General features: G+C 66.4%; 19 protein-coding genes and 1 other RNA gene. 14 read left to right on the plus strand and 6 right to left on the minus strand.

Annotation, left to right across the window (positions count from 1 at the left end; genetic code table 11):
- Positions 1–10 precede the first annotated feature (10 nt).
- From QN347_RS02035 to QN347_RS02055, 5 genes are all read right to left on the minus strand, one after another.
- Entirely contained in the window at positions 11–433 is a 423-nt protein-coding gene (locus QN347_RS02035; RefSeq protein WP_133186731.1) for a MucR family transcriptional regulator, read from the minus strand.
- Positions 434–539: 106 nt separating this feature from the next.
- Positions 540–1,013 (minus strand): GNAT family N-acetyltransferase, encoded by a 474-nt coding sequence (locus QN347_RS02040; protein WP_322160164.1) that lies wholly within the window; start codon positions 1,011–1,013, stop codon positions 540–542.
- The gene (tsaB, locus tag QN347_RS02045; protein ID WP_322160162.1) at positions 1,010–1,633 is read right to left on the minus strand and encodes a tRNA (adenosine(37)-N6)-threonylcarbamoyltransferase complex dimerization subunit type 1 TsaB; all 624 of its coding nucleotides are present in this window, start codon (positions 1,631–1,633) and stop codon (positions 1,010–1,012) included. Before tsaB ends, QN347_RS02040 begins: the two co-directional genes overlap by 4 nt.
- A gap of 5 nt (positions 1,634–1,638) precedes the next feature.
- Positions 1,639–2,226, minus strand: coding sequence for a malonic semialdehyde reductase (locus QN347_RS02050; protein ID WP_322160161.1), 588 nt, complete (start codon positions 2,224–2,226; stop codon positions 1,639–1,641).
- A 2-nt stretch (positions 2,227–2,228) separates the two neighbouring features.
- Entirely contained in the window at positions 2,229–2,801 is a 573-nt protein-coding gene (locus tag QN347_RS02055; protein ID WP_189676216.1) for a NifU family protein, read from the minus strand.
- A 96-nt stretch (positions 2,802–2,897) separates the two neighbouring features.
- Here QN347_RS02055 and QN347_RS02060 point away from each other — a divergent pair, with 96 nt between their 5' ends.
- Positions 2,898–5,804 (plus strand): M16 family metallopeptidase, encoded by a 2,907-nt coding sequence (locus QN347_RS02060; RefSeq protein ID WP_322160159.1) that lies wholly within the window; start codon positions 2,898–2,900, stop codon positions 5,802–5,804.
- A 126-nt stretch (positions 5,805–5,930) separates the two neighbouring features.
- Here QN347_RS02060 and QN347_RS02065 read toward each other — a convergent pair whose 3' ends face one another.
- A complete protein-coding gene (locus tag QN347_RS02065; RefSeq protein WP_133186743.1) occupies positions 5,931–6,587 on the minus strand; it encodes an alpha/beta hydrolase in 657 nt (218 codons plus the stop codon).
- A gap of 42 nt (positions 6,588–6,629) precedes the next feature.
- Between QN347_RS02065 and QN347_RS02070 the strand changes: the two genes are divergently transcribed.
- The 13 genes from QN347_RS02070 to QN347_RS02130 all read left to right on the plus strand — a co-directional run bounded on the left by QN347_RS02070 (position 6,630) and on the right by QN347_RS02130 (position 21,039).
- Positions 6,630–7,787 (plus strand): cysteine desulfurase family protein, encoded by a 1,158-nt coding sequence (locus QN347_RS02070; protein ID WP_322160157.1) that lies wholly within the window; start codon positions 6,630–6,632, stop codon positions 7,785–7,787.
- Positions 7,784–8,887 carry a cysteine desulfurase family protein gene (locus QN347_RS02075; RefSeq protein ID WP_322160155.1) on the plus strand — a complete coding sequence of 368 codons (1,104 nt, stop codon included), beginning with the start codon at positions 7,784–7,786 and terminating at the stop codon, positions 8,885–8,887. The genes QN347_RS02070 and QN347_RS02075 overlap by 4 nt, the downstream gene beginning before the upstream one ends.
- Complete coding sequence (locus QN347_RS02080) at positions 8,884–9,216, plus strand: 2Fe-2S iron-sulfur cluster-binding protein (RefSeq protein ID WP_322160154.1); 333 nt, start codon at positions 8,884–8,886, stop codon at positions 9,214–9,216. The genes QN347_RS02075 and QN347_RS02080 overlap by 4 nt, the downstream gene beginning before the upstream one ends.
- A 44-nt stretch (positions 9,217–9,260) precedes the next feature.
- The gene (locus QN347_RS02085; protein ID WP_133186749.1) at positions 9,261–9,476 is read left to right on the plus strand and encodes a hypothetical protein; all 216 of its coding nucleotides are present in this window, start codon (positions 9,261–9,263) and stop codon (positions 9,474–9,476) included.
- A 66-nt stretch (positions 9,477–9,542) separates the two neighbouring features.
- Positions 9,543–9,640: signal recognition particle sRNA small type (gene ffs / locus QN347_RS02090), an RNA gene on the plus strand.
- 267 nt (positions 9,641–9,907) lie between these two features.
- Positions 9,908–11,434: an ABC1 kinase family protein gene (locus tag QN347_RS02095; RefSeq protein ID WP_322160153.1), complete on the plus strand. Its 1,527-nt coding sequence runs from the start codon at positions 9,908–9,910 to the stop codon at positions 11,432–11,434.
- 79 nt (positions 11,435–11,513) lie between these two features.
- A complete protein-coding gene (locus QN347_RS02100) occupies positions 11,514–13,166 on the plus strand; it encodes a DNA polymerase III subunit gamma/tau (protein ID WP_322160151.1) in 1,653 nt (550 codons plus the stop codon).
- Positions 13,163–13,486, plus strand: coding sequence for a YbaB/EbfC family nucleoid-associated protein (locus QN347_RS02105; RefSeq protein ID WP_133186755.1), 324 nt, complete (start codon positions 13,163–13,165; stop codon positions 13,484–13,486). The genes QN347_RS02100 and QN347_RS02105 overlap by 4 nt, the downstream gene beginning before the upstream one ends.
- Before the next feature lie 341 nt (positions 13,487–13,827).
- A complete protein-coding gene (locus QN347_RS02110) occupies positions 13,828–16,914 on the plus strand; it encodes a TonB-dependent receptor domain-containing protein (RefSeq protein WP_322160149.1) in 3,087 nt (1,028 codons plus the stop codon).
- Between the two features lie 89 nt (positions 16,915–17,003).
- The gene (locus tag QN347_RS02115; protein ID WP_322160148.1) at positions 17,004–17,927 is read left to right on the plus strand and encodes a 2OG-Fe(II) oxygenase; all 924 of its coding nucleotides are present in this window, start codon (positions 17,004–17,006) and stop codon (positions 17,925–17,927) included.
- Positions 17,928–18,088: 161 nt separating this feature from the next.
- Positions 18,089–20,440: a sensor histidine kinase gene (locus QN347_RS02120; protein ID WP_322160146.1), complete on the plus strand. Its 2,352-nt coding sequence runs from the start codon at positions 18,089–18,091 to the stop codon at positions 20,438–20,440.
- Positions 20,441–20,491: 51 nt separating this feature from the next.
- The gene (locus tag QN347_RS02125; protein ID WP_133186763.1) at positions 20,492–20,740 is read left to right on the plus strand and encodes a type II toxin-antitoxin system CcdA family antitoxin; all 249 of its coding nucleotides are present in this window, start codon (positions 20,492–20,494) and stop codon (positions 20,738–20,740) included.
- Positions 20,740–21,039 (plus strand): CcdB family protein, encoded by a 300-nt coding sequence (locus tag QN347_RS02130; RefSeq protein ID WP_133186765.1) that lies wholly within the window; start codon positions 20,740–20,742, stop codon positions 21,037–21,039. Before QN347_RS02125 ends, QN347_RS02130 begins: the two co-directional genes overlap by 1 nt.

The raw sequence follows: 21,039 nt of genomic DNA on the forward strand, positions 1-21,039 counted from the left end.
TGGCAGGGGCTTAGCGTGCAGCGACCTTGCGGCGCTTGGTGCCGAGGCCAATCTTCTTGGCGAGCGTGCGACGCTGCTCGGCATAGTTCGGCGCGACCATCGGGTAATCGGCGGGGAGATTCCACTTCGCGCGATATTGCTCGGGGGTCATCTGATAATGCGTCATCAGATGGCGCTTGAGCATCTTCAGCTTCTTGCCGTCTTCGAGGCACACGATGAAGTCGGGCTTGATCGAAGAGCGCACCGAAACAGCGGGCTCTTGCTTGATGGTTTCAACGGGCGCCGGGCCACCAAGGCTGGTCAAAGCACCATGAACGTTTGCGATGAGCACCGGAAGATCCGAAACCGCAACGCTATTGTTGCTGACATGCGCAGCAACGATGTCCGCGGTCAACGTAATCAGGGTCTCCTGCAGTTCGTCCATCACGTCCATAATAATCCTTTCACGATCAACTCGGCAGGCGTCTCAGCCCGCCTGACCGCGCCTATCGCCGCTCCGCTCTCCCTGTGCAAGCAGTAATGAATATGTGACAAAAGGTTTAAGGTATTAAGCGGCGATACGTTAGAGCGTCATAAGTCTGTCCGTTGTGTCCGCGATAGTAATCGCGGCGTCGACCGGCCATGATAAAGCCCTCGGAACTATACAATTTAATGGCGTCATTGTCGCTGCGGACTTCGAGATGAATGCTGGTCGCGCCTTGCAATCCGGCATCGCCGATAACGGTACGCAGAAGAGCGCCAGCGACACCGCGGCGACGCAGATGCGGTGTAGTTGCGAGCAACAACAGTTCTGCTTCGTCGAGCACGCGACGCGACAAGGCGAAACCGGCGGATTCACCGCCAACTTCGGCAAGTGTCAGCCACACGCCTGGCATTGCGAGCAGGCCGAGGACTTGATTGTGCGTCCACGCCTCGCCGAAGCGCGGATCGAATGCCGCCTGCATCACACGATCGACACTCGCCAGATCGGCGACGGCGCCGGTCCGCAAGGCGATGCCGATCATCGTGCTCACGCTGCGGGCACGAGTGGCTTCGCGTCGGGCGCGCGGCCGTAGATCGGCTTGGGCTCGAGCGTCGCCCAGTGAGGCGGCAGCAACACCGCGTCGGCGGCGTCGGGCAAGCGTGGATCGGCGGCGATGGTCGGGTCGAGCGCGGTCAGGTAGCGGACGCCGCTGCCGATCGCGGTACGCCCTGCCAGCGCGGCGAGCGCCGCCTCGGGCCGCAGCGACGTAAAGGGACCGGTGTCCCGATCTGGCGGGGCAAAACCTTGCATGAAGACCTCGCCATGCCCGCCTTCGAGGATGATCGCAAGATCGCCACTGGCACCGCTGCCGAACGCCGTCGCGGCGAGCAGATTGAGCGAGGAATAGCCGGTGAGCCTTGCGCCCCAGCCGAGCGCGAGACCGCGCGCGGCGGCGATCCCGACGCGGATGCCGGTGAAGCTGCCCGGCCCGCAATCGACCAGGATCGCGTCGGCACGGCCACCGCCGGGCAAGTCGGCAATCATCGGAATCAGCCGCTCGGCATGCCCGCGCCCGACGACTTCATGCGTCTGGGCGAGGACCGTGCCATTCTCGATCAGCGCCACCGAGCACGCAGCGGTGGCGGTTTCGATTACTAGCGTGCGCGACAAGGGCGTCAGGCGAGCGTGTTGAATTTTTCGAACGCCGGGCGGGGGAGGCGCCCGTAGACCGTCGACGGATCGCCATGCCCGAGCGTTGCGATGAAATTGGTGGTCACGTTCGGTGTGTCGGCGAAGAACGCGGCGTCGACCGCCTTGCCGTCAAACCCCGACATCGGCCCGGTGTCGAAGCCGAGCGCACGCGCCGCGATCAGGAAATACGCGCCTTGGAGCGTCGAATTGCGGAAGGCCGACTCGGCCCGGACCTCTTCCTTTGCAAACCACGGCCGCGCATCGACGTGCGGGAAGAGTTCGGGGAGGTGATGGTGGAAGTCGCGGTCCATCGCGATGATCACCGTGACGGGCGCCTTGCGCACCTTGTCGGCGTTCGAATCCGAGCAGCAGACCGCGAGTTTTTCCTTCGCGGCGTCGCTGGTGCACCAGACGAAGCGCGCGGGAAGCTGATTGGTCGCGGTCGGGGCCCATTTCATCAGGTCCCAGATCGCGTGCAGATCCTCGGTGCTGACCGGTTGATCGGTATAGCCGTTATAGCTGCGTGCGGTGCGGAAGATCTGGTCGAGCGCTGCGTCGTCGATGATGGCCATGCTCAGACTGCTCGCACTTCTGTGACTTCGGGGACGTAATATTTGAGCAATTGCTCGATACCATTCTTGAGCGTCGCGCTCGACGACGGGCAGCCGGCGCACGCGCCCTGCATCGCGAGGAACACCTTGCCCTTGTCGAAGCCGCGATAGACGATGTCGCCGCCGTCATTGGCGACCGCCGGGCGGATGCGCGTCTCGATCAGATCCTTGATCTGCGCGACGATGTCGGCGTCGGCGGGATCGTCGTTGAAGCTATCCTCGGCGGGGACTGCGATGCCACCGGCATTGCCAGGTTTGAACAGCGGCATGTTGGCGCTGAAATGATCGAGCAGCAGGCCGAGCACATCGGGCTTGAGCGCCGACCAATCGACCCCGGCGGCGGCGGTGACCGAAACGAAATCGCGCCCGAAGAACACGCCGGTGACGTCACCCAGGCCGAACAGCGCGTCTGCGAGCGGCGACGCCTCGGCGTCCTCGGGCGTGACGAAATCGCGGGTGCCCGCTTCCATCACGACACGGTTGGGGAGGAATTTGAGCGTCGCCGGGTTGGGCGTCGTTTCGGTTTCGATCAACATGCCTGCCATGTGGCGCGCGTGTGCGGCGGGTGCAAGGGTGGATATGGAAACGCTGGGGTGCTGGCGGTCGCCGCATTCCGCCGCTATCTACGCCAGATGATCTCGCCCTCGCGTATGACGCGCTTCGCCTTCGCTTCCGTCCTGGTCCTGGCTGCCGTGCCGCAGGTCGTCGCCCAGACCGCTCCCGCGCAGCCCGCACTGCGCGCCGCCAACACGCCGGTCGATCCGCAGAGCGCGATCGCAAGCCGCGAGGCGTGGCTCTACAAAGGCAGCGACATTACCCCCGATCCGGCGTGGCATTTCGGTACGCTGAAAAATGGCCTGCGCTATGCGGTGCGCAAGAACGGCGTCCCGCCAGGCCAGATCTCGATGCGCGTGCGGATCGACGCGGGTTCGCTCTACGAGACCGACCCCGAGCGCGGCTTCGCGCATCTCATCGAGCATCTCTCGTTCCGCGGCTCGCAATACGTTCCCGATGGCGAAGCCAAGCGCATCTGGCAGCGGATGGGCACGACCTTCGGCTCGGACACCAACGCACAGACCACGCCGACGCAGACGGTCTACAAGCTCGATTTGCCGAGCGCGACCGAGGCGGGGATCGACGAGAGTCTCAAGATCCTGTCGGGGATGGTCTCCAACCCCAACATCACCGCGACCGCGCTGGGGGCCGAGCGGCCCGCGGTGCTCGCCGAACAGCGCGAGCAGCCGGGCCCGCAAGTGCGCGTGATCAATGCGCTCAACGAGACGTTCTTCGCCGGTCAGCCGCTCGCCGACCGTTCGCCGATCGGCCACGTCAAGGAGCTGGAGGCGGCGACCGCCGACACCGTTCGCGCGTTCCATGATCGCTGGTATCGCCCCGAGCAGACGCTCGTCGTGATCGCGGGCGATTTCGATCCGGCCAAGCTCGAGACGATGGTCGCGAAGAATTTCGGCGGGTGGAAGGGCATCGGCCCCAATCCCGCCGACCCCGATTTCGGCAAGCCCGACCCCAAGCAGACCACCACCAAGGCGGTGGTCGAGCCCGGCATTCCGACGCGGATCGAAATGGCGATCGTGCGGCCGTGGCAGTACAATGACGATACGATCGTCTTCAATCAGAAGCGGCTCGCCGATTTCATCGCGCTCGCGGTGATCAACCGCCGGCTCGAGACGCGCGCGCGCTCGGGCGGCAGTTATATTGCCGCCGCAGTGCGGCTCGACGATCCGTCGCGCTCGGCCAACGGCACCTTCGTGACGATCCTGCCGGTCGGCTCGGCGTGGGATCCGGCGTTGAAGGATGTGCGCGCGGTGATCGCCGACGCACAGGCCTCGCCGCCGACCAAGGCCGAGATCGAGCGCGAGCTCGCCGAGCAGCGCGTGTCGTTCAAGACGCAAGTCGACACCTATCGCGCCGAGGCCGGTAGCAAGGAAGCCGACGACATGGTCCAGGCGCTCGACATTCGCGAGACGACGACCTCGCCGGCGGTGATCCAGGGCGTGTTCGAGGATGCGGTCAAGAAGGGCTTCTTCGCCCCCGACAAGATCCTCGCTGCGACCAAGCGGCTGTTCCAGGGCACCGCGACGCGCGCGCTGATCTCGACGCCGACCGCCGAGCCGGGGCTCGAGACGACGCTTGCCAACGCGCTCAAGGTCGATGTGAAGGGGCTCGCGGGGAAGCGCACGCGGCAGGGCAATGTGACCTTCGCCAGCCTGCCCAAGTTCGGCGCGCCGGCAACGATCGTCTCGAACACGCCGATCAAGGAGTTCGAGATGCAGGAGTACAACCTGTCGAACGGCGTGCGCGTGCTGGTCTATCCGACGACGTCGGAGGACAGCCGCGTCTATGTCCGCGTGCGCTTCGGCGGCGGCTACAACGCGCTGCCGTCGAACAAGGAGACGCCAGCCTGGGCAGCCGATCTCGCGCTCACCGCGGGTGGCATCGGCAAGCTCAACCAGGGCGATCTCGACGCGCTGACCTCGGGGCGGCGGATCGGGCTCGATTTCGGAATCGACGAGGACGCCTTCCTCTACAATGCGCTGACCTCGCCGACCGATCTCGACGACCAGTTGAAGCTGATCGCCGCCGCCATGTCGGCACCGGCGTGGGATCCGGCGCCGGTGCTGCGCGCGCGCGCGGTCGCGGTGTCGTCTTATGCCGGCGCGAATGCGTCGCCGACGGGCGTGCTGTCGCGCGATCTCGATCGCTTGCTGCGCGATGGCGATCCGCGCTGGGGTACGCCGAGCCTCGCCGCGATCAACGCGACGACGCCTGCCGCCTTCCGCGCCTTGTGGGAGCCGCTGCTCAAGACCGGGCCGGTCGAGGTGATGGTGTTCGGCGATATCAAGGCCGACGTTGCGATCGCGGCGGTGCAGAAGACGCTCGGCGCGCTCCCGCCGCGCACCGCGGCGACCGAGCAGACCCCGCCGCCGCATTTCCCGGCGCACAACACCACGCCCGTCACGCGCACGCATGACGGCCCGGCGAACCAGGCGGCGGCGGTGATCGCGTGGCCGACCGGCGGCGGCGTCGCGGGCCTATCCGAAGCACGGCGGCTCGAAGTGCTCGCGGCGATCTTCAGCGACCGGCTGTTCGACCGGCTGCGCTCGCAGGCGGGCGCGAGCTACAGCCCCAACGTGTCGAGTGACTGGCCGACTGGCTTCCCGACCGGCGGCAAGATGGTCGCGATCGGCCAGGTGGCGCCCGAGAACATCCCGCTATTCTTCAAGCTCTCGCGCGAGATCGCGGCCGAGCTGGTGTCGACGCCGATCGACGCCGACGAACTCAAGCGGACGATCGGGCCGATGCAGCAGTCGATCCAGCGCCAGTCGACCGGCAACCAGTTCTGGATGAACCAGCTCGACGGCGCGACCTATGATCCGACGCGGATCAATGCGCTGATGCATCTCTATTCGGATATTTCGAACATCACCGCGGCGCAGCTGCAGGAGACCGCGGCGAAGTATTTGCGGCCCGATCGCGACTGGACGCTGCAGGTGGTGCCGGCGGGCGAGGGGAAGAAGTAAGCCCTCACGTCACCCCGGCCGTGTGCCGGGGTCTACCCCGCCGCGCGTGCTACGACGGCGGCGCGAGGGGCGTGGTGGACCCCGGCACAAGGCCGGGGTGACGCGTTACAGGTGCGAGGCCGAGGGTCAGCGGATCGGCGAGTTCGGGTCGAGCCGCATGTCGAGATACTTGTCCACGCTGCCCATCAGCTGCGGCATTTCGTGTTCGAAGAAATGGTTCGCCTTGGGGATCGTGTCGTGGTGGATCGTGATGTGCTTTTGCGTGCGCAGCTTGTCGACCAGCTTCTGCGTCGCGAGCGGGGGCGAGACTTCGTCATTCTCGGCTTGAATGATGATGCCGCTCGCCGGGCACGGCGCAAGGAAGGTGAAGTCGTACATGTTCGCCGGCGGCGCGACCGAGATGAAGCCCCGGATTTCCGGGCGGCGCATCAGCAGCTGCATGCCGATCCACGCGCCGAAGCTGACGCCCGCGATCCAGGTGGTCTGCGCCTCGGGGTGGAAGCTCTGCACCCAGTCGAGCGCCGACGCCGCGTCGGACAGCTCGCCCACGCCGTTGTCGAACGTGCCCTGGCTCTTGCCGACGCCACGAAAATTGAAGCGCAACGTCGCGAAGCCGCGGCGCTGGAAGGTCTTGTAGAGCTCCATCACGATATGGTTGTTCATCGTGCCGCCGGCTTGCGGATGCGGGTGGAGGATCATCGCGACGGGCGCGCGCGGGCGCGGGCCGGGGACGAAACGACCTTCGAGGCGACCATCGGGGCCGGGGAAAATGACTTCTGGCATCGGACCTGCTGACTGTAGAATGTGGGGCGCGGCCCGTAGGATATGGGCGCGGGAGCTTGTGCGCTATATAGCCATGACCCTGCTTTTCGCAATCTTAACGGAGCCGCCCCGCTTTTGACCGACCGTCCCGCTTCCCGCCTCTATCTCGATCACGCGGCGACGACGCCGATGCTGCCGGCCGCGATCGCCGCGGTGGAGGCGGGGATGCGCAGCTGGGCGAACCCGTCCTCGCCGCATGCCGAGGGTCGCGCGGCGCGCGCGGCGCTCGAGGCGGCGCGGGCGAGGATCGCCGCTGCCTATGGCTGGGGCGGCGAGACGATCCTGACAAGCGGGGCGAGCGAGGCGCTGGCGATCGCACTGGCGCGCGCGGTGGCGGCGCGGCGGCTGATCTCGGCGGTCGAGCATGACGCGGTGATTCGTGCTGGCGGCGATGCCGGCGTGGTGCCGGTCGATGGCCAAGGGTTGCTTGATTTGACCGCGCTTGCCGCGATGCTCGACGGCGAACGCGCGATCGTCGGGGTGCAGTGGTGCAACAGCGAGACGGGAGTGCGGCAGCCGATCGCCGAGATCGCCGCGATCGTTCGTGCCGCGGGATCGCTGCTGCTGGTCGATGGTGCCCAGATGCCGGCGAGCGCTGCCGGCGACGTCGTCGAGCATGCCGATTTCCTGGCAATCTCGGCGCACAAGCGCGGTGGCCCGCCGGGGATCGGCGCGCTGCTGGTGCGCGATATCGCGACGCTCAGCCCGACCGGCGGGCAGGAACGCGGCTATCGCGGCGGGACCGAGAATGTGCCCGCCGCGCTTGGTTTTGCTGCGGCTTTGGCTGAGGCGGAAGATGTAGCGGCGATGCGCTCGCTGCGTGCGAAGCTCGATGACGCGATCGCACGCTCGGGCGGCCAGCTCGTCGCAGCCGACGCGCCGCGGCATCCGGCGATTGGCGCGTATCGCATGCCGGGGATGGCGGCGGCGACGCAGTTGATCCGCTTCGATATGGCGGGGATCGCAGTGTCGGCCGGGAGCGCGTGTTCTTCGGGGAGCATGAAGCCGAGCCATGTGCTCGGCGCGATGGGGTGGAGCATCGAGGCGTCGCGCGAGGTGCTGCGCGTCAGCTTCGGGCGCACGACGACCGAGGCCGATGTCGATCGCTTCATCGCCGAGTGGCGCAGCGTCGCGCGCTCGGCGCGGGCGTTCGCGGCATGATCTACCTCGATTACCAGGCGACCACGCCGCTCGCGCCCGAGGCGTTCGATGCGATGCTGCCGTGGCTGCGCGACCAGCACGCCAATCCGCATTCTGCGCATGCCGCTGGGCGCAAGGCGAAGGCGGTGGTCGAGGTCGCGCGGCTGCGGAACGCCGATCTTTTCGCGGGCGAGGGCGATATCGCCTTCACCAGCGGCGCGACCGAGGCGCTCAACTGGGCGATCAAGGGTACGCAAGGGCCGATCGTGACGCTCGCAACCGAGCATGCCGCCGTGCTCGACACGGTCGAAGCCGAGCGCGCGCGCGGCCGCACGGTGACCATCCTTCCGGTAGGCACGGACGGGCTCGTTGATCTGGGCGTTGCGGAGGCGGCGATCGGGCCGGGGACGGGGCTCGTTGCGGCGATGCTGGTCAATAACGAGATCGGCGTGGTCCAGCCGATCGCCGAACTGGCCGAGCTCGCGCATCGCGCCGGTGCGTTGATGCTGTGCGACGCGGTGCAGGGGTTTGGACGTGTCTCGATTCCGTCGAACTGCGACCTCGTCGCGCTGTCGGCGCACAAGGTCTATGGACCCAAGGGCATCGGGGCGCTGTGGATCCGCAAGGGAGTCACGCTCGCGCCGTTGCTGCATGGCGGCGCGCAAGAAGCTGCGGGACGATCGGGCACGTTGTCGCCTGCGCTGTGTGCGGGGTTCGGCGAAGCGGCGCGGCTGCTGCAGACGGAGGAATATCCCGACGCGCTCAAGGTCGACTGCCTGTGGACGCTCGCCACCAAACGCCTCGGCCCCGACTGGCATATCAACGGATCGACCGAGCAGCGCTATCACGGCAATCTCAACGTCCGCCGCGATGGGCTCGACGTCGCGCGGTTGATGTCCGACCTCCGCGATATCGCCTTTTCGGCGGGGTCGGCCTGTGCGAGTGGCTCTGGCCGATCGAGCCATGTGCTGCGCGCGATCGGTCTCTCCGAAGCGCAGGCGCGCTCGAGTATCCGGCTGGGCTTTGGTCGCTACACGACCGAGGCGGAGCTGGCAGAGGCGATCGACCGGATCATCGCGGCGGCCGACGCGCAACGGATCGCGGGAGGAATTGCGGCATGACGCTGGTACGCTTCATCGGAATCGACGGGACACTGCGCGAGGTCGATGCCGCGCCCGGCGCGCGGCTGCTCGAGGTCGCGCAGGCCGATGGCCAGCCGCTCGAGGGAACGTGCGAAGGGCAGATGGCCTGCTCGACCTGCCACGTCATCGTCGCCGCCGAGGATTTCGCCAAGCTCCCGCCGCCGAGCGAGGATGAAGAGGATATGCTTGACCTCGCCGCTGGTGCGACGCGGACCAGCCGGCTCGCGTGCCAGATCCTGATCACGCCTAATCTCGATCAATTAACTGTCAGGATTCCCGGCGAAGTTCGGAACATGCAGGGTCGTTGATCATTACGCTCGCGTACCCCTTGGTACGCACTGGGAGAGATTTGATGAAGCTTGCAGCCCTTGTTTCGGCTGGCCTGATCGCCGCCGCTGCCCTCGTTCCCGCCGCCGCCAGCGCGCAGCAGAACCGCCACGACCGCGTCGTAACGCGGACCGTCCATACCGAGCGCCACAACGGCTACCGCAACCACACGCGCCGCGTCTGCAAGGTGACCTATCGCCATCACAAGCGCATCCGCACGTGCCGCACGGTCCGCTACTGAGACCGGCTAGGCAAGCCCCGCTGATAAAGCGGGCTTGATCCCGCCGCCCGACCCCGCCATATGCGCCGCGGGAGTCGGGCGGACGTAGTCGTCGCCAACCTGGTCAGATCCGGAAGGAAGCAGCCACAACGATTTCGCTACGGGTCGTTCCGGCTCCCACCGCGCAGGCGCCACGCTGCACCGCAGTTGTAGCGCGAGGTCGCAGCAAGCGCGGCCGGCGGCGCCTCCAGCGCCGTCCGACGACACGGCTTAGCCGGGCCGCCGCTCAACCGCCCGACCGCAGCAAAGCCTGGAGCCGATCCTCCAGCCGCTGCGGCGCGCACACGTCGGTCGACCGATCGCGCTGCGTCACGGTTTCATCGCGCTACGCCCGGCGCAACCTTCGCCGCGGCGGCATCGTTTCGACCATGAAGCAATCGCGAGTTTTCCGCATGACCGGCCTTATCTCCACGATTCTCGTCGCCGGGCGCGACCGTCAGCGGCTGAGCGAGATCGTCCAGGTGGCGTCGCGGTTCGGGCTCGGGGTACTGCTCGCGCAGCTCGGGCTCGATCGCGCGCCGGTCGATGCGGCGCTGCCCGACGAGCCCAATACGCTGCCGCGCAGGACGCGGCTCGCGCTCGAGGAACTCGGCCCGACCTTCGTCAAGCTTGGTCAGATCCTCGCAACCCGCGGCGATTTGCTGACGCCCGAATGGATCGCCGAACTCGAGCTGCTCCATTCGCGTGCGCCGACGTTGCCGTTCGAGACGCTGCGCCCGGCGGTCGAGGCGGCGCTCGGCCAATCGCCCGAAACCGCGTTTGCGACCTTCGATCCCGCGCCGCTCGCTGCGGCGTCGATGGCGCAAGTGCACCGCGCGACGCTCACCGATGGCAGCGCGGTCGTGCTCAAGATCCGGCGCCCAGACATCCGCCCGCGGATGGAGGCGGATCTCCGCCTGATCGCGCACCTCGCCGCGCTGGCCGAGACGGGCAGTGCGGAGGCGCGGCGTTTCCGGCCGTCGGAGATGATCCGGCAATTGGCCGAGGCGGTGCTCGAGGAACTCGATTTCACTGCGGAGGGGCGCAACGCCGACCGCCTGCGCGCCGATTTCGCCGACGATGCGCGGATCATCATTCCGCAGATCCACTGGGAATGGACGTCGGAGACGCTGTTGGTGATGGACTATGTCGCAGGGGTGCCGCCGCGCGACGGCGCGACGCTGCGTGCCGCCGGGATCGACCCGAGCGCGATCGCCGCGCTCGGAGCCGATCTCGTGCTCGACATGGTGCTCGTCAACGGGCGCTTCCACGGCGATCCGCATCCAGGCAATCTGCTGTGCCTGCCGGGCAATCGCATCGCGTTGCTCGATCTCGGGATGATCGGCCATGTCTCGCCGCGGCGGCGCGAGGAATTCATCGGTTTCGTCCAGGCGCTGTCGCGGTCCGATCCGGCGCAGCTGGCCGATGTGCTGGCGGTATGGTCGGCGGGGAGCGGCGTGCCGCGCGAGCGCGTGCAGGCGGCGGCGGAGCGGCTGATCGTCCGTCACGGCGGCGGTCGCGTGCTGCTCGCGCCGATCGTCGGCGATCTGCTGCCGCTGATGCGCGACGAAGGCATGACGATGCCGCCCGATCTGCTGCTGATCTTCAAGGCGCTGGTGACGATCGACGGCGTGTTGCAAGCGATCGAGCCCGATTTCGATCTCTCGGCGGCGATGCAGCGCGCGACCCTGCGAATCGTCAAGGCGCGGCTGTCGTCGGAGCATTGGGCGCCGGTCGTGCAGGCGCTTGCGTGGGAGGTGATCAAGCTTGGCGACGATGCCCCGCGGCTCGTCCGCGCGGCGGTCCGCCGGCTCGAGGCGGACCCCGCCGGACCGGTGCAGAGCGATCCGGCGGCGGCGATCCTGGCCGTCGGGCGCTGGATCGCGGCTGCGGTGCTCGTTGCCGCGGGGATCATTGCGGCGGCGCTGTTCCTTGCCTGAGCGGGGCAGGGCGCGCTAATCGCCGCGTCGCGCACCAACCCTTCGACACGGCGCGCCCGCCGCGCTAGACCGCCCGGCGATGTCCGACTCCTTCGATCTCGACCTTCCCGCCACCGCCTCGAAGGACGCATACCGCGTCCTCGCGCGCAAATATCGACCGCAGACCTTCGGCGAGCTGATCGGCCAGGATGCGATGGTCACCACGCTCGGCAATGCGATCCGGCGCGGGCGGCTCGCGCATGCCTTCCTGCTGACCGGCGTGCGCGGGGTCGGCAAGACCTCGACCGCGCGATTGCTGGCGAAGGCGCTCAATTGCATCGGGCCCGACGGCAGCGGCGGCCCGACGATCGACCCGTGCGGCGTGTGCGAGCCGTGCGTCGGGATCGCCGAGGGGCGGCACATCGACGTGATCGAGATGGATGCCGCGAGCCATACCGGCGTCGACGACATGCGCGCGGTGATCGATGCCTCGCGGATGACTGCGTTCGTGGCGCGCTACAAGATCTACATCATCGACGAAGTCCACATGCTGTCGAAGAACGCGTTCAACGCGTTGCTGAAAACGCTCGAGGAGCCGGCCGAGGGCGTGAAGTTCGTGCTCGCGACGACCGAGGTCAACAAGGTGCCGGTGACGGTGCTGTCGCGCTGCCAGCGCTTCGATTTGCGCCGCATCCCGGCCGAGAAGCTCGCCGAGCATTTCGCGCGGGTTTCGAAGGCCGAAGGCGTCGAGGCCGAGCCCGAGGCCTTGGGGCTGATCGCGCGGGCGGCGGAAGGCTCGGCGCGCGACGGGCTGTCGATCCTCGACCAGGCGATCGCGCATGCCGATATGGACGGCGGCGCGGTGAGTGCGGCGGCGGTGCGCGACATGCTCGGCCTGTCCGATCGCGGTGCGATCCGTGACTTGATGGCGTTGCTGATCGCGAGCGACGGCGTTGGCGCGCTTGCCGCGCTTCGTCGGCAATACGATCTCGGCGTCGATCCGCTCGGCGTACTGCGCGGGCTGCTCGAAACGGTCCATGCGACGACGCTGGTGAAGCTCGGCGCGACGCAGGAAGCGGGGCAGGCGACCGAAGAGCGCGAGGCGCTGGTCGGCTGGGCCGAGACGCTGTCGTTCGCGGTGCTCCACCGGCTGTGGCAATTGCTGCTCAAGGGCCATGACGAAGTCGCCCGCGCGGCGATGCCGATCGAGGCGTGCGAGATGGCGTTGTTGCGGCTCGTCCATGCCTCGAGCCTGCCCGATCCGGGCGAGCTCGCGCGAATGATCGCGGCGGGCGCGCCGATGATGGCGGCGCCGGTCGCGCAAGCTGCCGCCGCACCGGCGCAGGCGCCCGCCGCCGAGGCGGTCTTGCCGAGCACGGTCGAGGGGATCGTCGCGCTGCTCGAGGATGCCGGCGAACTCGCGCTGTCGTCGCGGATCGTGCATCATGCGAGCGTGATCAGCATCGTCGAGGCCGAGCTCGTGCTGAGCAACGCGCGCCCGCTGCCGGCCGATCTGGTCGGCGATCTCGGTGCCGCGCTCAAAGCGCTCACGCGCCGCGCGTGGAAGATCACGACGTCGCCCAAACCCGGCCGGCCGACATTGCGCGAGGCCGAAGCAGCCCAATATGAGAGTTTCAAGGCCAGCATCTTGGCAAGCCCGATGATCGAAGCGGCGTTTGCCGCTTTCCCGGGCGCCGAGCTGCCCGAGACCGAGATCAAAAGCTTGCTCGAAAAAAGGAGACATACCGCATGAAGAGCATCGAAGATATCATGGCGATGGCGCAGAACGTCCAAGCCGAGCTGACCAAGGCGCAGGACGGGCTCGACAAGATCGAGGTCGAAGGGGCAGCCGGCGGCGGGCTCGTAAAGGTGCGGGCGTCGGCCAAGGGGCGGATCATCGGGATCGAGATCGACCCGTCGCTGCTCCAGCCGAGCGAGAAGCAGATGGTCGAGGATCTGGTGATCGCGGCGTTCAACGACGCGAAGGTCAAGGCCGACGCGGCGTCGGGCGCCGAAATGGCGAAGATGACGAGCGGCATTCCGTTGCCGCCGGGCTTCAAGCTCCCGTTCTAAACGGCTCGTACGCCACGGGCCTTCGCTCGTTTCTGGGAGGCGGGTGATGTGCCTGGATCGGTCCGCTCGAAGCGGCAGCGGCTGAGTCGGACAGGGCGCTGCCGCCACGGTATGAAGGGTTCGTTTCCGAAAGGGCCGGATCGGAATATTTGTGGCGGCGCCGACACATAACGTCAACAATCATGTGCATTCGACGTCAAAGCGCTTTTCAACCTTTCAACTGACATTCATCATCCTGGCAACCGGCTGAGAGAAGCCGAGCTTAACAGGGATATGAAATGCTTGTAGGAACACCTCGTGGGCGGGCTTTGCTCGCCCTGTCCGCGTCGCTCTTTGCGATCGTGACGGCAAGTTCAGCGGTCGCACAGGACACCGCGCCAACGCCCGGCAGCGTCCCGCCCACCACCCAGCCAGCCACTGCCGACGACACGACCGGCGAGATCGTCGTCACCGGATCGCGCATCCGCAATCCGAACGGCGCGTCGGCTGTTCCGATCAACTCGATCAGCGCTGCCGAATTGCTGCAGACCGGCACGACCAACATCGGTGAAGTGCTCAACAAGCTGCCCGGCACTGCCAACACGTTCAGCCAGGCAAACTCGACTCGTTTCCTCGGCACCGCCGGCCTCAACCTGATCGATCTCTACGGCCTGGGTACGCAGCGCACGCTGGTCCTCGTCAACGGCCGCCGTCACGTCGCTTCGGACGTGCTCAACAACGCGGTTTCGACCGACATCAACACCATCCCGAGCGACCTGATCGAGCGTGTCGACATCGTCACCGGCGGCAGCTCGGCAATCTATGGTTCGGACGCGATCGCTGGCGTCGTGAACTTCGTCCTCAAGGATCATTTCGAAGGTCTGCAGGTTCGCGGCCAGGGTAACATCACCCCGCACGGCGATGCCGGATCTTATTATGGCAGCCTGCTCGCCGGCAAGAATTTCGCCGATGGCCGCGGCAACATCGCGGTCGATCTCGAATATGCGCGGCAGAACAGCCTCTACGCCTCGGACCGTTCGAACTATGCCAGCAGCAACGGCTTCGTGCTGGTGAACTCGGCCGGCGGTGCCAACACGTCGGGGCCTGCCAACAACCAGTTCTTCAACGACCGTCGCACCGGCACGATCTCCGATGGCGGCCTCGTCGCCTTCGGCAGCACGACGGGCGCATGCGGCCGCGATTCGCAGGGCCGTGCGTTCACCTGCAACTATCTGTTCCAGCCGGACGGTTCGCTGGTGCAGCAGACCGGCACGCGCGTCGGTCTCGCGCCGACCGCGGGTTCGCCCTCGGGCAGCTCGTTCATCGGCGGCAACGGCAACACCGGGCGTGAAAACACGCTGGTCCAGCTCTACCCCGAACTCGATCGCTATTCGGCGAACCTGATCGGCCATTTCGAAGTCTCGCCGGCGTTCGTTCCGTTCGTCGAAGCGAGCTTCGTGCGCACCAATTCGGTCGGGCAGGGCTCCTCGGGTCCGGCGTTCATCACCGGTTCGACGATCGGCAGCGCGTTCGGCTATTCGGCACCGCTGTCGACCTATGAGCGGCCGAACCTCGACAATCCGTATCTGTCGACTCAGGCGCGCGCGCAGATCATCTCGGCATTGGTTGCCGGTGGCGCCAACCCCGCGAACATCACGGGGGCGACGCGCTTCACGCTGCGCCGCAACCTGACCGATCTCGGCACGCGTACCGAATCGGCGACGCGCGACACGTATCGTATCGTCGGCGGCGTCCGGGGTGATCTCAGCAGCCACCTCAACTACGAGGTTTCGGCGAACTATGGCGAGTTCATCGAGAACACCCGCCTCGAAGGCGTGATGAACACCCAGCGTTTCCTGCTCGCAATGGACGCGCAGCGGAACGCATCGGGCCAGATCGTCTGCGGTTCGCAGATCAGCGCTGCCCGTGCCGGTACCGATCTCAACGGCGATGCCGCCAACCTGGCGCGCGACATCGCGGCGTGCGTTCCGATCAATCCGTTCGGCAACGGCAACATCTCGCAAGCTGCCAAGAGCTACCTGCTCAACTCGATCTCGGCTTCTGGAAAGCTGACGCAGCTCGACATCGTGGGTACGATCGCGGGCGATACGGGTGCCTTCTTCAACTTGCCGGGCGGCCCGATCCGCGGCTCGGTCGGTGGCGAATATCGTCGTGAAACCGCGCGCTATGCGCAGGATGCGGGGGTCGCGAACGGCTATTATTTCTACAATGCGATCCCGGCCTTCACGCCGACGTCGTTCGAGGTGAAGGAAGCGTTCGCCGAGGTTCAGCTGCCGCTGCTCCGCGATCTGCCGTTCGCCAAGGAACTGACCGTCGGTTCGGCCGCACGCGTTTCGAACTATAAGGGTTCGGCGGGCACGACTTGGACGTACAATGCGACCGGGACCTACAAGCCGATCGATCAGATCACGTTCCGTGGATCGTACAACATCGCGATCCGCGCGCCGAATCTGGCCGAGCTCTATTCGCCGCAAAGTCAGAACTTTGCGCCGAACTTCATCGATCCGTGCGCTGCGGATCATATCAATGAAGGTTCGGCCAACCGCGCCGCGAACTGCGCCGCTGCCGGTCGTCCGGCCGGATACAACTACTCCTATGTCCAGTCGCTGGTATATCGCAGCGGCGGCAACCCTGATCTCAAGGCGGAAGAATCGCGCTCGATCACGGCGGGTGTGGTGTTGCAGCCGGTCCGCGACCTCGTCCTGAGCGTCGATTATTACGACATCAAGGTCGACAACGTGATTCAGTCGGTCGATGGGCAGACGATCGTCGATCAGTGCTACGATCTGTCGAACCCGAACAACCAGTTCTGCGGCCAGTTCAAGCGTGCCGGTGCGACGGGTGGTTCGGGCGGCGAAGAGCCGTTCCGTATCATCGAGGGCAGCCTGCTCGCCTCGTCGCTCAACTACGCCAAGCTTCAGGCGCGCGGCATCAACACCGACGTCACCTATCGCCACAAGTTCGGTGACTTCGGCGCCACGGTGCATGTAGTGTGGAGCCATTCGATCCTGAACGACGCGTTCACGGACCCGACCGATCCGACCTATATCACGCGCTACAACACGACCGTCGGCATTCCGAAGGATCGCGTCAACGCCAGCTTCGGCTTCACCTACAACAAGCTCTTCCTGAACTATCAGGTGCGCTACATCTCGCCGCAGCTGATCGGCGATTACGAGACGGTGAACTCGGTTCAGGGTCGCGCGCCGACCAACCCGAACCAGTATCCGAACAACTACTACCCGGCGGTCGATTATCACGATTTCCGTCTGGGCGTGAACGTGACGCCGAAGTCGACCTTCTATGTCGGCATCGATAACGCCTTCGACCGGCAGCCGCCCTACGGCTCGACCGGCATCGGCGGCGGCACGGCGATCTTCGACAATATCGGTCGCCGCCTGTACGCAGGTGTCACCGCGAACTTCTGATCGGCTTCGATCGGAACGACACCTTGGGGTCGCCGCGAAAGCGGCGGCCCTTTTTGTATCGCGAAGCGCGTGTGGCATGGGAGTAGATGATGCCTGGTAATCCACCCCCGCCAGCATGGCTGGTCGCGATCGAGCGTGATGCGAATGCCGGCAGCGGCGCGGCGTTGCTCGAGCTTGCGCGCTTGTACCTGGTGGGCCGCGACGTCCCGCGCGATCTGCCGCGCGCGCGCGACTATTTCGCGCAGGCAGCGGCTGCGGGGGAGCAGGCTGCGGCAGCGGTGTATCGTGCATTTGTCGCCAATGGCACGGGCGGCGCGCCGGACTGGCCTGCGGCGGTGCGGTTGCTCGAGGCAGATCGCGTCGATCCCGATGCGGCGGAGCAGCTTTCGCTGATCGCCGCGATGGCGCTGGATGAAACGGGCGCGGGACCGATGCCGCTCGTGGGTGAGCCGCTCAGCGCACAGCCACGGATCCTCCTGTTCCGGCGGTTCCTGAGCAACGCGGAAGCAAACTATCTCGTCGCGCGTGCCACGCCACGCTTTCAGCCTGCACTCGTCGTGCATCCCGTGACGGGCCAGCAGATCCCCGACCCGATTCGGACATCGAACCTGGCTGCGTTTCCGCTCGCGCTCGAACAGCCAGCAATCCACGCGATCAATCGCCGGATTGCGGCAGCGAGCCAGACCGACGTGGGGGCTGGCGAACCGCTGACGGTGCTGCGCTATCGGCCGGGGCAGCAATATCGCGCGCATCTCGACACCTTGCCTCGCGTCGAAAACCAGCGCCTCGCGACGATGCTCGTCTATCTCAACGACGGCTATGGTGGTGGCGAAACCCACTTTCCGAAAATCGGCCTCAAAGTCCGGGCGCAAAAGGGGGATGCCTTGCTCTTTTACAATGTGCGCGATGGCGGGCAGCCCGATCCGCTCACCTTGCATGAAGGCATGGTGGTCTCGGCCGGAGAAAAGCTGGTCGCATCGCGCTGGATCCGGCAGTCTCGTCTGAGGCTGTGATATCACCATAGCGTGACGCGCGATCGCCGCTGGCGCTTTTGGCGCGGGCGAGGACGAAGCCGGTTGTTCGACCATGCGCTTTGGGTGTGCGTCAGCTTTATTCGTCGCCTGTACCCGCTGGGGGGTTGGGAACGCGGCTCGCTGCCGCTACCCTTGCGCCAATGTTTGGAAGTGGCGACGTTGCAGCAATTCTGGTCGGGGTCGCACTCGCCGTGTTTATCGGCGGGACCGGCTGGGTGCTGTACACCGGCCTGCGCGCGCGGCGGGCCGCGTCCGATGCGATCGCGAGCAATGCCCGATTGGGTGCGATGCTCGCGTCGGCGCCTGCGCTGGCGATGGTCGTGCGCGCCGACGGGCGGGTCGAATGCAGCGCCCGGCTCGCGTCGTGGCTCGGGCTGTCGACGCCGCCGCGCTATCTTGACGATCTCGCACAGGCCGATGCCGGCCTCGCCACCGACGACGCCGCCGCGCTCGCCGCCGATGTCGTGTCGGCGCAGAAATCGGGGCGCGGCTTTTCGCGCACCGTCCGCGCGCAAGGCTCCGACCGCGCGCTGATGATCCGCGGCAGCCGTGCGGCGCGCGAGATGCAGGCGCCGGGCGGGGTGATCCTGTGGGTGTTCGACGCGACCGAGAGCGAAGCCGAGATCGTCCGGCTCGGCGACGCGGTCGGCTATGCGACGACGCTGTACGAGGAACTGAGCGGGGTGATCCAGGCCGCGCCGATGCCGATGTGGTATCGCGGCGCCGATCTGCGGCTCGCGATGGTCAATTCGCATTACGTCGATGCGGTCGAAGGCGCTTCGGCCGAGGACGTCATCGCGCGCGGGCTCGAACTGGTCGAGGGATCGGGGATGGGCGGCCCGCTTGCCAATGCCGTGCTCGCGCGCGATGCCAAGGCGGTGCAAAGCCAGGCGATGCCCGCGACGATCCGCGGCGCGCGGCGGATGCTGCGCGTGTATGACGCGCCGCTGTCGACCGGTGGGGTCGCGGGCTTCGCGATCGACATCGAGGATCTCGAGCAAGCGCGTGCGCGGCTCAAGCGCTTCGACGATGCGCAGCGCGCGATGCTCGATCGGCTTTCGGCGGGCGTGGTGCAGTTCGCCGCGGATCGTTCGCTCGTCTTCTGCAATCAGCCGTTCCGGCGGTTGTTCGCGATGAAGGGCGAATGGCTTGCCGATCGTCCCGAATTCGACCGCGTGCTCGAACGCATGCGTGAAACCAAGCGCCTGCCTGAAGTACGCGACTTCCCCGGCTGGAAGGCCGAGCGACGCGACTGGTTCCTGGCGGGCGGCGGCGAGGAAGAGGAATGGCATTTGCCGGGCGGCGTGCATCTGCGCGTCGTTGCGCAGCCGCTGCCCGATGGCGGGCTGCTGCTGATCTTCGAAGACCGCACCGAGGAGGTCCAGCTCGCCAGCGCGCGCGACACGCTGCTGCGCGTCCGCACCGCGACCTTCGAGAATCTGCACGAGGCGCTCGGCGTGTTCGCCGCCGATGGACGGCTGCAACTGTGGAACAACAAGTTTCGCGCGACATGGGGGTTCGACGAGGCGTTCCTCTCGACGCATCCGCGCGTCGATGCGCTTGCCGAGCGCGCGGCGCGCCAATTGTCGAACCCCAAGCGTGCGGTACTGATCAGCGATCTGGTGCGCGCCGCGACGGTCGAGCGCCAGCAGCGCGGCGGGCGGGTGGCCTTTGCCGACGGGCGCCATTTCGAATTCGCGGCGGTGCCGCTGCCCGATGGCAACGGGCTGTTCACGATGCTCGACATTTCGGACAGCCGCCGGATCGAGACCGCGCTGCGCGACCGCAACGAGGCGCTCGAGGCGGCCGACCGGATCAAGACCGCGTTCGTCGCGACGATGAGCTACGAACTGCGCACGCCGCTGACCTCGATCAGCGGGTTCGCCGAGATGCTGCATGAGGGCTATGCCGGCAAGCTGAGCAAGGCGGCAGTCGGTTACGTCGAGGCGATCCTCGAATCGGTCGAGCGATTGGGCATGTTGGTCGACGAAGTGCTCGATTTGACACAGGCCGAGGGGCGCACGCCGGCGCTCGAAATGCATTCGGTCGCGCTCGCGCCGCTCGCGCGCGCTGCCGCCGATGCCGTTGCGCCGCTCGCGGTGAAGCGCAAGCTCGAGTTCGCGGTCGAGATCCTGCCGTCGAGTGGCGAGATTTCGGGCGATGCGAAACGCTTGCAGCAAGTCGTCGAGCATTTGTTGCGCCATGCCGTGTCAGGAACGCCCGAGGGCGGGCGGATCCTGCTGCATGTCGATGGAGGCGCCGATGGCGCGCGGATCGTCGTGTCGGACGATGGCGCGGGGATGTCGCGGCAAGCAGTCGCACGCGCGTTCGATCGTTTCGGCCAGCCCGGCATCACGCGCGATGGCGAGCGCGCGCTCGGGCTTGGCTTGCCGCTCGCGAAGCAATTCGTCGAGGCGCATGGCGGGACGATCGCGCTGGTGTCCGAGCCGGGGCAGGGGACGCTGATCACGGTGACACTGCCGCGGGGCTGACGTTGCGCGGTTGGAAGGATGCGCATATTCTATGCGCATTGGAGGTGTCCGATGACTCGAGTCCGTGAAGATCGCGCCGCGTTTCGACGACCAACCAATCTGTCGCTCGACGAGCAATTGGTTGCAGATGCAAAGGCGCTCGGGATCAATGTCTCACGCGCATGCGAAGTCGGGCTGGATGCTGAAATCCGGGCGGAGCGCAATCGCCGCTGGAAAGAAGAGAATCTCGAGGCGACCGCCGCCTGGGCGGAGTATGTCGAGACATACGGCTTGCCGCTCGAGCGCTATCGTCAATTCTGATGGCGCGTTTCGATGTCTATCGCACGCGGGATTTCGACGACGTTCTGCTCGATTGCCAAGCTGACGTCCTTGATGACTTGCCAACGCGATTCGTGGTTCCGCTTGTCCCCGCAGAGCGAATCAGCCGCATTTACGCGCGGTTGAACCCCGTTCTTTCCTTTTCAGACGGCGACTATGTGATGGCCACGCAATATGCGGCCACTGTCCCGGTCAAGGACCTCGGGAAACGTGTCGCAGCGCTTTCTGCCGAACAGTCCGCTATCATGAACGCGCTCGACATGCTGCTGACGGGCTATTGA

Source organism: Sphingomonas sp. 10B4, from assembly GCF_035019905.1.
Taxonomy (GTDB): Bacteria; Pseudomonadota; Alphaproteobacteria; order Sphingomonadales; family Sphingomonadaceae; genus Sphingomonas; species Sphingomonas glacialis.